The 10,914-nt window shown below is 69.2% G+C and carries 9 protein-coding genes and 1 tRNA gene; 4 read left to right on the top strand and 6 right to left on the bottom strand.

Annotated features, from left to right (window positions below):
- The 4 genes from GRX31_RS29640 to GRX31_RS29625 form a co-directional block, all read left to right on the top strand.
- On the top strand, nucleotides 1-509 hold a 509-nt coding region (locus GRX31_RS29640), incomplete at its 5' end, for a hypothetical protein (protein ID WP_237426820.1).
- Between the two features lie 4 nt (nucleotides 510-513).
- Nucleotides 514-2,496: a replication endonuclease gene (locus GRX31_RS29635; RefSeq protein ID WP_160856117.1), complete on the top strand. Its 1,983-nt coding sequence runs from the start codon at nucleotides 514-516 to the stop codon at nucleotides 2,494-2,496.
- Nucleotides 2,497-2,517: 21 nt separating this feature from the next.
- A complete protein-coding gene (locus tag GRX31_RS29630; protein ID WP_160856115.1) occupies nucleotides 2,518-2,775 on the top strand; it encodes a hypothetical protein in 258 nt (85 codons plus the stop codon).
- Nucleotides 2,776-2,809: 34 nt separating this feature from the next.
- Nucleotides 2,810-3,016, top strand: coding sequence for a helix-turn-helix transcriptional regulator (locus GRX31_RS29625; RefSeq protein WP_012204496.1), 207 nt, complete (start codon nucleotides 2,810-2,812; stop codon nucleotides 3,014-3,016).
- Nucleotides 3,017-3,042: 26 nt separating this feature from the next.
- On the opposite strand, the gene GRX31_RS29620 is transcribed toward GRX31_RS29625, so the two are convergent.
- The 6 genes from GRX31_RS29620 to GRX31_RS29595 all read right to left on the bottom strand — a co-directional run bounded on the left by GRX31_RS29620 (nucleotide 3,043) and on the right by GRX31_RS29595 (nucleotide 10,714).
- On the bottom strand, nucleotides 3,043-4,350 hold the full coding sequence (locus GRX31_RS29620) for a type II toxin-antitoxin system HipA family toxin (protein ID WP_160856113.1): 1,308 nt from the start codon (nucleotides 4,348-4,350) through the stop codon (nucleotides 3,043-3,045).
- Nucleotides 4,350-4,751 (bottom strand): helix-turn-helix domain-containing protein, encoded by a 402-nt coding sequence (locus GRX31_RS29615; protein ID WP_160856111.1) that lies wholly within the window; start codon nucleotides 4,749-4,751, stop codon nucleotides 4,350-4,352. The genes GRX31_RS29620 and GRX31_RS29615 overlap by 1 nt, the downstream gene beginning before the upstream one ends.
- A gap of 119 nt (nucleotides 4,752-4,870) precedes the next feature.
- Nucleotides 4,871-5,887 carry a tyrosine-type recombinase/integrase gene (locus tag GRX31_RS29610; RefSeq protein WP_012204493.1) on the bottom strand — a complete coding sequence of 339 codons (1,017 nt, stop codon included), beginning with the start codon at nucleotides 5,885-5,887 and terminating at the stop codon, nucleotides 4,871-4,873.
- 185 nt (nucleotides 5,888-6,072) lie between these two features.
- Nucleotides 6,073-6,159 (bottom strand) — tRNA-Leu (locus tag GRX31_RS29605).
- A 119-nt stretch (nucleotides 6,160-6,278) separates the two neighbouring features.
- On the bottom strand, nucleotides 6,279-9,494 hold the full coding sequence (locus GRX31_RS29600; RefSeq protein ID WP_016449589.1) for an efflux RND transporter permease subunit: 3,216 nt from the start codon (nucleotides 9,492-9,494) through the stop codon (nucleotides 6,279-6,281).
- Nucleotides 9,491-10,714, bottom strand: a complete 1,224-nt coding sequence (locus tag GRX31_RS29595; RefSeq protein WP_016449590.1) for an efflux RND transporter periplasmic adaptor subunit — start codon at nucleotides 10,712-10,714, stop codon at nucleotides 9,491-9,493. Before GRX31_RS29595 ends, GRX31_RS29600 begins: the two co-directional genes overlap by 4 nt.
- Nucleotides 10,715-10,914: the final 200 nt, after the last annotated feature.

Below are 10,914 nucleotides of genomic sequence, written 5' to 3'. Positions count from 1 at the left end.
AGCCCCGCCTGCACCGCCGCCACCCCACCCCCTTTCCCGCAACCTGCGGAGCCTGCATGAAGGCCCTGCGGGATGCGCTCACCCTGAAACGACCTGGACAGACCATGAAGCTCGGCGACCTGCGCCTTTCCGATCTGATGCGACTGCTGCGGGCAGACGATGCGCCCGCGCCCGAATACCGGCCCGTGGACCCGCCCGCACTGCCCGAGGCCTACCAGCGCCTGAGCGTCAGGGACTGCCGCATCCGCCTGCGCGAGCTGCAGCGCGAAGCCGCGCAGCGCGCCTCCAACGGCCGCTCGGGCAGCGCCGAAAGCCGCGAATGGGCGGGCCTGGCCAGCCACTACCGCATGGCCCTGGTGCTGCTGTCGGGCATAGACGGCGAGATCGAGGAGCTGGCCCTGCGCGACTGGCGCGAAATGCCGCCGCCCGAGCGCGACGCCATCCGCCGCCAGATCCGAGCGTTGCGCACCTGCCTGCTGCCGCTGCGCGCGCTGGCCCTGAGGACCTGAGCCCATGTCCGTCCTGCTCGCCGCCAAATCCACCGGCCGCAGGCTGCGCACCGCCAGCCTGCAGCAATGGGACCAGCACAAGCCGCGCCCCCACATGGTCCAGCGCGCCATGCAGGCGCTGGAAAAAGCCTTGCCCCCGCAGTGGCTGCAGCCCATGAAGCTGCTGGGCCTGGGCGACTGGCAAAAGGGCGCGCAACACGCCAACGGCCATCCCGAATGGGCTGCCTGCCACGACGCGCTGGCCGCCATTGACGACTTTGCCAGCCGCCACGGCCGTGCGGCCGAGTGGAATCTGGACGACTACGAGATCTGCCAGATGGCCAGGCGCCTGAGCGACGAAGTCGGTGAGCTCGACGCCGGCGCCCAGGCCCAGAACATGGACCTGGCCGCACGCGTGGACCTGGTGCGGCTGATGCTGCGCATGCTGGGCCTGCAGGAAAGCACGCCGCTGGCCGGCGAGCCCGCCATCCGCCGCGCGCTGGACGCGGCCTGGTGGCGCCGCATGCTGCGCCGCCACGTCACGCGCACCGTGGAGGCCGGCGCCGTCAAGCTGGGCATCGTCAACCGCAGCGCCGGCGGCTATGCCAGCAATGCCACCGTGCGCCGGCGCACCGCGCAGATCGAGCGCAACGCCCGCGCGCTGGAGCGCAGCCTCTACCGAAACGAGGCCGGCCAGGTCTTCACCCTGGCCGAGCTGGCCGCGCTGTCGCCGGCCAACCCCGTGATCCGTGGCGGCGAGCTGATGACGCGCATCCGCGGCGCAGAGGAATATGCCGACGCGCGCAGCCACGTCGGCCTCTTTCTCACGCTGACGGCGCCCAGCCGCTTTCACGCCGTCACGCTGGGCAGCGGCGGCCGGCCGCGTCCCAATCCCCATTACGACGGCCACAGCACGCCGCGCGATGCCCAGCTGTGGCTGCGCACCATGTGGGCGCGCGTGCGCTCGCACCTGGGCCGCCAGCGCATCGCCATGTACGGCATCCGCGTGGTCGAGCCGCACCATGACGCCACGCCGCACTGGCACGCCCTGGTCTGGGCCGAGTGCGAGGAGCACGCCCAGCACATCGAGGCCGCCATCCGCAAATGGTGGCTCAGCGAAGATGGCGACGAGCGCGGTGCCCAGCTCAACCGCGTCAACGTCAAGCGCATGACCGGCGGCGGCGCTGCCGGCTATGTGGCCAAGTACATCGCCAAGAGCGTGGGCCATGCGGCCCTGGCCGACCACCTCGACGTGGTGCAGGGCCGCCTGTGGGATGTGGAGCAGGGCGGCATGCCCGGCCACCGCCGCGTGGACGCCTGGGCCGCCTGCTGGGGCATTCGCCAGTTCCAGGCCGTGGGCATGCCCAGCGTCTGCGTCTGGCGCGAGCTGCGCCGTGTCAGCAAGGACCAGGTCGAACAGATCCGCATCGACGGCGACAAGGCCAGCTGGAAGGCCTGGGGCGCCAGCCACCGCCACGGGCCCGACATCCCCGCCGACTGGCGCCGCTACATGGAAGCCATGGGCGGCCACTGCCTGGCCCGCGACCGCTGGCACCTGCGCATGGCACGCCGCCCCGTGCCCGCCGGCGCCGTCAACCAATACGGTGAGGCCATCGCGCCCGGCTGCGGCCGCGTGGTAGGCCTGGAAACCCGGCGCGGCCAGTGGCTGGTCTCGCGCCGCATCGCCTGGCGCAGCGTGGCGCGCGCCACGCTGGAGTTCCAGGAAACCCAAGGTGCAGAAAACGCCGATATCGCCGAGGGTGCCGAGGTCGCCGACGTGGCCCCGCCCGCCCTGCCCGCCCGCGCGCCGCTGGCGCGCGCTTGGACTGGTTTCAATAACTGTACGGCCCGGCTCACGGGCCACACGCTGCGCGCCCTCATCGGCCGCGGCGGGCACCAGCGCGAGGACCGGGCCAACCCGGCCGGGCCCGATTCGGGTGCCGATTCAGTGCTGCACCGCCCCACATCCGGCGCCACGCCATCCAACCCCCCTTTCTTTTCCAGCTGATCCACCCCAGGAGGACCCACCATGCACCACAACATCATCGCCCTGCGCAGCTACCGCGCCACCCTCATCCCCCACGGCGTGGACGCCGCGCAGCTGGATCAATTGGCCGACGCCCGCCTGCTGCCCGTGCTGCGCCTGAAAGCGGCCAGCGCCAGCCACGCCCAGGCCTGCGCCCTGCTGGCCAGCGGCCGGCCCGTTCTGCGAGTGGAGCGAGTGGAGCGAGTTGAGCGTGTGGAGCGCAAGAAGGCAGGCAAGTCCATCACGCCGCGCCAGGCCTGATCAAGCCCCGGACACGACATCGGAGAACACCGCAATGACGCAACAGAACATGGAACTCTTTCACAGCGCCCCGCGCCTGGACACCCAGGGCATCGCCAACTACCTGGGCCTGAGCCGCGAGCACGTCACCGCGCGCCTGACCAAGCGCCCTGACTTTCCCAAGCCCTTCATCAACGCCAGCCGCCGCATCCGCTACTGGCGCATGGCCGACGTCAAGGCCTGGGCCGAGGGGCGCCGGTGAGCCGGCACCAGGCCATCGCCGTGCGCTCAGTGATCGCTGCCCGCAAGAAAACGGCGTGCCTGGTCGCGCGCCCCGTCGAAGATCTGCTGGGCCATGTGCTGCGGCACGCTGGCCGGCAGGCGCGGCTGCAGCCGGGCTATGGCGCCGTCCAGCGCCTCGACCATCTCCACCATGCTTTCCCACAGGCCTGCGATGCGCGTGGTCTCGGCCAAGGCCTTCCAGTGGCGGCGCTGGATCTCGGCCAGGCGGTAGTGGCGGCTGCGCCCCGGCAGGGCCATGGCCATCCTGGCGCGCTGGCGGGCGATCTTGCCGTGGCCGTGACCGATGATGGGCCAGGCCGACAGCACGTCGTACAGCGGCGTCATCTCATAGCCGCCGCCCGGCTGCAGAAACACAGAGAAATTCTTGGCATGCCCGTCCGTGGCCGCCAGAAGCCAGAACGCCAGCTGGGCCATCACGAAGCGGGCGCAATCCTGGGCAGGCTCGCTGCCATGCTGCAACACCTGCAGGCACTGCAGCATGCCGGGCCCGCCGTGGGTCTCGTACTTGTTGGCGCTGGCAACGCCGCGCACCTGGCAGAAATCTTCCTGGGGCAGGCGCGCAATCCAGCCCTGCGCCGTCCAGGCGCGGTCAAAGCGCTCCACGCACAGCACCTGCTGCCCGCCAAAGGTCTCGATGCTGCTGTCGGCCACGGCAAAGCCCAGCTCGGCCAGCAGGCGGGCGCACAGCCACTCATTGGCCACTGACTCGCTCAGGTCGTAGTGCCAGTGCGGCACCACGCCGATGGCCGGCTTCAGGATATGCGTGGTCGGCGTCGCGCCCAGCGGGCGGCACCACTGGCCGCCATGGCGCAGCACCGCCGTCTTCTCCTGCGCACCGGCGATGGACAGCCGGAACTCCTGGTCCACCTCCAGCGCGCCAAACCCGCCACCCAGGCTGGCCAGGTGCTCTGCAATCTGCGCCTCGCTCAGCGGCTCGAAGCGCACCTGGTCAAAACCGTCGGGCACGGCCCCCTCGGGCAGCAGCTGCACGGCACCCACGCAATCGCGGCCAATGGCCTCCAACAGCGAGAACGCATCGGCCCCGCGCAGCCCGAAGCGCTGGTGAATGCGCCGGCGAATGCCCTCGCCGTCCGGCAGCAGGTTGTCGAAATAGTGGGCCACCACCTCGCCCGCCACCGTCAGGTCGCGGGTGAAGGGCATGGACAGTGACAGCGGCCGCGCATGCGCACTCTGCGGCCAGGCCGGGTCATAGGCGAACACATGGCGGCCCGTGCGCGTGACCTCCCAGGTGCCCACCCGCTCCCCATTCATCCAGACGCCCAGCGCCGCCATCACCAGGACCCTTTCGGCTTGCGGTCCTGCCAGTGCGGCGGCAGCGCCTGCGGCTTGAAGGCCACGGGGCGGTCGGCGGGCTTGCGGGGCACGTTGTCACCCGCGTACGGTTGTGGAGCTGGCTCGGCCACCCTCAACGCAGCAGGCACAGGTGCAGGTGCAGACGCAGGAGAAACCACCGCATCCGCCCTGGGCCGCATGAGCAGATCGGCATCCAGCAGCTGCAGGATCTCCATCAGCTGGCGCACGCTGATGGCGGCCGGGTCACGCTCTATCGCCGCCACACGCGACTGGGACACGCCCAGCCGCTGTGCCAGTTCAGCTTGGCTCACGCCAGCGGCCTTGCGCAGCGACTTCAGGTGCAGCGCAAGCTGAGCGGGCAGTTGCAACAGGTGGTCCATGGTGTTCTCCTGGCCAGGGCATTCAAAATATCATCTCAAGATGATGGATTGAAATTATCACTCCAGAATAATATTGTCAACATATCATATTGGAGTGATATTTCTGGCAGCCACCCTGCCTACAACCGTGCCGCGATGTCCTCGGCCGTCTCCCGGTAATAGGTATTGAACAGCTCGTTGATATCCACATGGCCGCTGATGCGGGCCAGCGTCATCACATCCACGCGCTTGCTCAGCCAGGTCAGCGCCGTGGCGCGCAGGTCATGGAAGCGCAGGCCCTCCACCATCACCCGGTCGCGCAGCTTGCGGTAGAGCGTGTCGCGGCTGGCGTCGCTGATGGTCCAGTAGGCGTCGCGCCCGGCAGCCTCGGCGGCGGCGTCCAGCACGCGCAGCAGGCGCACGGCACGGCGCGTCAGCGGCACATGGCGCTCGCCCACCTTGGCCTCGGTCTTGTGGTGCGGCAGGTGGTAGACCCGGCGCTTGAGATCCACATTGCTGCGGCCCATGCGCAGGATCTCGCCGCTGCGCATGGCCGTGTGCAGGGCCACCAGCATGGTCCAGGCCGTCTGCTCCATGGCGGTGACAGGCGCCAGGCGCGGCGAGACATTGGCCGAGCGCAGCATGCGCCGCACCTCGCTCCACTGCCCCGTGCGCCGGCGCGCATGGGACTTGGCCGGCAGCTTGATCTCGGGCCAGGGGCTCTTGCCCACCCATTTCCACTGCTTGACCGCCAGCGTCCAGATGGGACGGAACTGCTGCGCCTCGCGCAGCACGCTGGCGCCGGAGACCTGCTGCAGCCGCGCATCGCGCCAGCGCGCCAGGTCGTCGCCCGTGATCTCGTGGAAGACCTTGGAGGCCAGCTCGGGGAACTCGCGCAGCCAGGCATCAAAGCGCAAATGGTCGGCCCGCGCCGTGCTGGCCGTCTTTTTGTCGGTGACCTCGCGCCGATAGCGCTCCACCGCCTCGGCCAGCGTGCGCCGCGGAAACTCCCCGCGCGCACCGGCCAGAATGGCCGCCTCCTCGGCCACGGCCCATCCCTGCGCCTCGGCCTTGGTCGCCCGCGTGGCGGTGCGCCGAATACCCGCACGCTCCACCTCGGCCCGCCAGCCGTTCTTCACCTTCCGGAAATACGCCATCCCACCTCCTGCAGCCCGCGCGGGATCACAAGCGGGATCTGCGCGGGATTGTGATGTGATTTTGCGCTGTTTTGTGCCGGTTTCAACCTGCTCCGCTTTGCAGCGAAGACCCAGAAAAAAAGCCCGCCTCCTCTACAGGAAGCGGGCTTGGGCAGTGTTCGCCGCAGTTGAGCGGCGTTGGTGCGTGGTGCGCGGGGGGGGACTCGAACCCCCACACCATTGCTGGCGTCAGGACCTAAACCTGGTGCGTCTACCAATTTCGCCACCCGCGCTGGTTCTTGGGGAGCCGCCTGCGCGGCGGCTCCTAGGTCAGGGCGCAGATTCTAGCCGCAATTGCGGGGTGCATTGCCATACCCCGGATTTGAGCGGCGGCCTCCGCGTTTTCGCCGCATCAATGCGTGGGCTCGCGGCGCACGCGGAACACGGCGGCGTACATGGCCGGCAGCGCCAGCAGTGTCAGCACGGTGGCCACGATCAGCCCGCCCATGATGGCCACGGCCATGGGGCCCCAGAACACGCTGCGCGACAGCGGGATCATGGCCAGCACAGCGGCGGCGGCCGTCAGCACGATGGGGCGCAGGCGGCGCACGGCGGCTTCGATGATGGCGTCCCAGGCCGGCACGCCGCGCGCGCGGTCGGTCTCGATCTGGTCGATCAGGATCACCGAGTTGCGCTGGATCATGCCCATCAGCGCCACCACGCCCAGCAGCGCCACGAAGCCGAAGGGCCGGCCCAGCAGCAGCAGCGCCGCCGCCACGCCGGGAATGCCCAGCGGCCCGGTGATGAACACCAGCAGTGAACGGCTGACACTGCGCAGTTGCAGCATGAGCAGCGTGAAGGTGAGGAACAGCATCACGGGCACACCAGCGACGATGGCGTCCGAGCCCTTGGAGCTTTCCTCCACGGCGCCGGCCACATCGATGCGGTAGGCCGTGTCGCCCGCGGCATGCCAGCGCGCCTCGATCTCGCGCAGGCCCGGCAGCAGCGCATGGGTCAGCGTTGCGCCCTGCAGGCCCTCGCGCACATCGCCCTGCACGGTGATGGCGAACATGCGCTTTTCTCGCCACATCACGCCGGGCTCCCAGACCATCACGGGCTTGGCGATCTGCGTGAGCGGGATCGACTTGCCCGATGCCGTGGGCAGGTAGGCGTTGGCGATGTCGGTGATGGCGTCGCGCTCCGAATACGGCGTGCGCAGCACGATGTCGATGAGCTTGTCACCCTCGCGGAACTGGCCCACGGTGGAGCCGCTGAGCATGACGCGGGCCGCCTGGGCGATGGCCTGGCTGCTCACGCCCAGGGCGCGCGCCTTGTCCTGGTCCACCTCCAGGCGCACGGCCTTGACGGACTCGTTCCAGTTGTCGTTGACGCCGCGCATGTCGGCGTTGGCGATCATGGCCTGCTTGACCTCGTCGGCATAGGCCCGCAGCTTTTGCGGATCGGTGCCGGAGACGCGGAACTGCACCGGATAGGGCACCGGAGGCCCGTTGGGCAGCAGCTTGACGCGGCCACGCACCTCGGGGAACTCCTGGGCCAGCAGCGCCGGCAGCGCCTTGCGCAGACGCTCGCGTGTGGGCAGGTCCTGGGCCACCAGGATGAACTGCGAGACGTTGTTCTGCGGGAACACCTGGTCCAGCGGCAGGTAGAAACGCGGCACGCCCGAGCCTACCCATTCGCTGACCGTGCGCACGCCGTCGAGCTTCATGAAGCGCTCTTCCACGCGGCGCGTGACGGCCTCGTTGGCGGCCAGCGACGTGCCTTCGGGGAACCAGATGTCCACCAGCACCTCTGGCCGGCTGGAATCCGGGAAGAACTGCTGCTGCACGCGCGACATGCCCACCAGGCCCAGCGCGAAGACCAGCACCGTGATGGCGATGGTCAGCCAGCGGTGCGTCACGCACCAGTTCACGGCGCGCCTAAAGCGGTTGTAGAACGGGCTGTCGAAGACCTCATGCTCGGCTGAGGACGCATTGAGGTTGGTCTCCTCGATGGGCACCTCGCCCGAGGCCACCTCGGGCGGCAGCGTGGCCGCGTGCGGCGGGCGCTTGAGCAGCAGCATGCCCAGGTAGGGCACGAAGTACACCGAGGCGAACCAGCTGAGCACCAGCGCAATCACCGTCACCGCGAAGATGGCGAAGGTGTACTCGCCCGTCATGGATTTGGCCATGCCGATGGGCAGGAAACCTGCCGCCGTGATCAGCGTGCCGGTCAGCATGGGCTTGGCCGTGATCTCGTAGGCAAAGGTGGCGGCGCGGTACTTCTCGTAGCCCTCCTCCATCTTGCGCACCATCATCTCGACGGCAATGATGGCGTCGTCCACCAGCAGGCCCAGCGCGATGATCAGCGAGCCCAGCGACACCTTGTGCAGGCCGATGTTCCAGTACCACATGGCCAGGAAGGTCGCGGCCAGCACCAGCGGAATGGTGATGGCCACCACCAGACCCGGGCGCGGATCGATGTACCAGCGCTTCCACAGCGGCTGGTGGCCCTCGCGCTTGTGCAGGCCCAGGCTGATGAAGCTCACGGCCAGCACCACCACCACGGCCTCGATCAGCACCTGCAGGAACTCGTTGACCGAATCGGCCACGGCCTTGGGCTGGTCCTGCATGTTGGCCAGCTCCACGCCGGCCGGCAGCGTGCGCGCGATGTCGCCCACGGCGCCGCGCAGGGACTTGCCCAGGCGGATGATGTCGCCGCCCTTGGTCATGGACACGCCCAGGGCAATCGTCTCGCGGCCCTGGTGGCGCACCTTCACATTGGCCGGATCGGCATAGCCCCGGCGGATCTCGGCGATATCGCCCAGGCGCAACTGCGCGCCCGATGCGCCGCGGATGGGCATGGCGCGCAACTCGTCCACCGCCAGGAACTGGCCGGCCACGCGCACCTGCACGTCCTCGCGCGGCGTCTGCAGCACGCCTGCGCCCTCGATGGCGTTTTGCTGGCCCAGCTGGCCGAGCACCTGGTTCATGTCCAGGCCCAGCTGCGACAGGCGGCGCTGCGACAGCTCGATGTAGACCTTCTCGTCCTGCACGCCGAACAGCTCGACCTTGGCCACATCGGGCACGCGCAGCAGCTGCTGGCGCACGTCGTCGGCCATGGTCTTGAGCTCGGCGTAGCTGAAGCCGTCGGCCTGCAGGGCGTAGATCACGCCATAGACATCGCCGAACTCGTCATTGAAGAACGGCCCCTGCACGCCCTGCGGCAGGGTGTAGCGCATGTCGCCGATCTTCTTGCGCACCGTGTACCACAGCTGCTGGACATCGCCGGGGCGCGAATTGTCCTTGAGCTGGAAGATGATCAGCGACTCGCCGGGCTTGGAGTAGCTGCTGATCTTGTCGGCGTAGGGCACCTCCTGCAGCGTACGCTCGATCTTGTCGGTGACCTGCTCGGCCATCTGCTGCGCCGTGGCGCCCGGCCAGTTGGTGCGCACCACCATGGCGCGGAAGGTGAAGGGCGGGTCTTCGTCCTGCCCCAGCTGGAAGTACGAGGCAAAGCCCAGCAGCAGCAGCACGACCATGAAATAGCGCGTCAGCGCCACATGGTCCAGCGCCCAGCGCGAAAGATTGAAGTGCCCGCCCTGCGGCGCCTTGTGCTTGGGCCCGCTCATTGGGCCGCTCCGCTGGACGCAGCACCTGCGGAAGCTGCGGCACCTGCGGCGGCAGGCGCCTGTGCCGGCTGCTGCGTCTTGTCATACCGGTCCTGATAGACCGTGACCTTCTGCCCGGGCGTGAGCACATGCACGCCGGCGGCCACCACCTGCATGCCGGGCGTCAGGCCGGCGGCAATCACGGCCTCGTTGCCATCGGCCGTGGCCAGTTGCACGGGCTGCAGCTTGACCGTGCTGCTGGCGGCATCGAACACCCACACGGCCGTGCCCTGGCCGCCGCCGCCTTCCTGGCGCAGCGCCGTGGTGGGCAGCTTGATCACGGGCTGGCCCGTGGGGCCCATGCCCTCGGGCAGCGCATGGACCGTCGCGCCCAGCGGCGGCACGGCGGCCGCATCCGACGCGGGCAGTGCCACCTTCACCTGGTAGGTGCGCGTGACGGGATCGGCACTGGCCGCCACCTCGCGCACCTGGCCCTGCAGCGGCTGCATGCCGGCCGACCACGGGCGCACATTCACTTTCTGGCCCACGCGGATGGCGCCGCGCTTGTCTTCGGGCACCACGAACACCACGTCGCGCGGACCGTCCTGGGCAATGCGCACCACGGGCGAGCCGGCCGACACCACCTGGCCCGGCTCGGCGTCTATGCCGGTCACCACGCCGGGCACATCGGCCAGCAGTTGGGCATAGGCCTCCTGGTTGCTCTGCGATGCCAGCTGCGCCTTGGCCTGGTCCAGCGTGGCCTGGGCGGACTTGAGCGTGGCCTCTCGCCGCTCCAGCTCCGCACCGCTGATGAAATTCTGCGCCTTCAGCTGCGAGTAACGCCTCACATCGGCGGCGGCAAGATCGCGCTGCGTGGTCGCGGCCGCCACCTGGGCGCGCGCGGCGTCAGCTCCCAGCCGGTAGTCGCTGGCATCGAGCCGCGCCAGCAACTGACCTGCCTGCACGTGCTGGCCCAGCTCCACCTCGCGGCGAACGAGCTTGCCGGCCACGCGAAAGCCCAGGCGCGACTCTATGCGCGCGCGCACCTCGCCCGCGTATTCCAGTTGCGTGTCCAGCGCTCCCACGCCTACAGTGAGCAGCTTGACGGCGCGCACCGGCTCGGGCGGCGGCTCGGCCTTGGAGCAGGCGCCCAGCGCCAGCGCGGCGGCCAGGCACAGAGGGGCAAGAAGAAGATGGCGCGGCAAAGCGCGCGCGGCAGGGTTCGATGGCAAGTCGGGCATGTGGATCCGGGAGGGCTGGTGCGAAAAGCGGCTGCGGGCTGCAAGATCCGGGCAACATGCCGCGGCAGCTGGCTGGCGCCGTTTACTGACTGACGGGTTAGTAATTTAGGAGAAGCCCTTGAGCCCGTCAAGTGAAATGCATGGCCTTGCGCGCAGCATCGACAATCGGCCACCGTGAAGTCCACCGCTCCCACCCTGCC

Origin of the sequence: Delftia sp. CH05, assembly GCF_009827015.1 — a bacterium.
Classification (GTDB): Bacteria; Pseudomonadota; Gammaproteobacteria; order Burkholderiales; family Burkholderiaceae_C; genus Comamonas; species Comamonas tsuruhatensis.
Note: the sequence above shows the minus strand (reverse complement) of the source record. Positions and strands in the feature narration are given on the sequence as shown.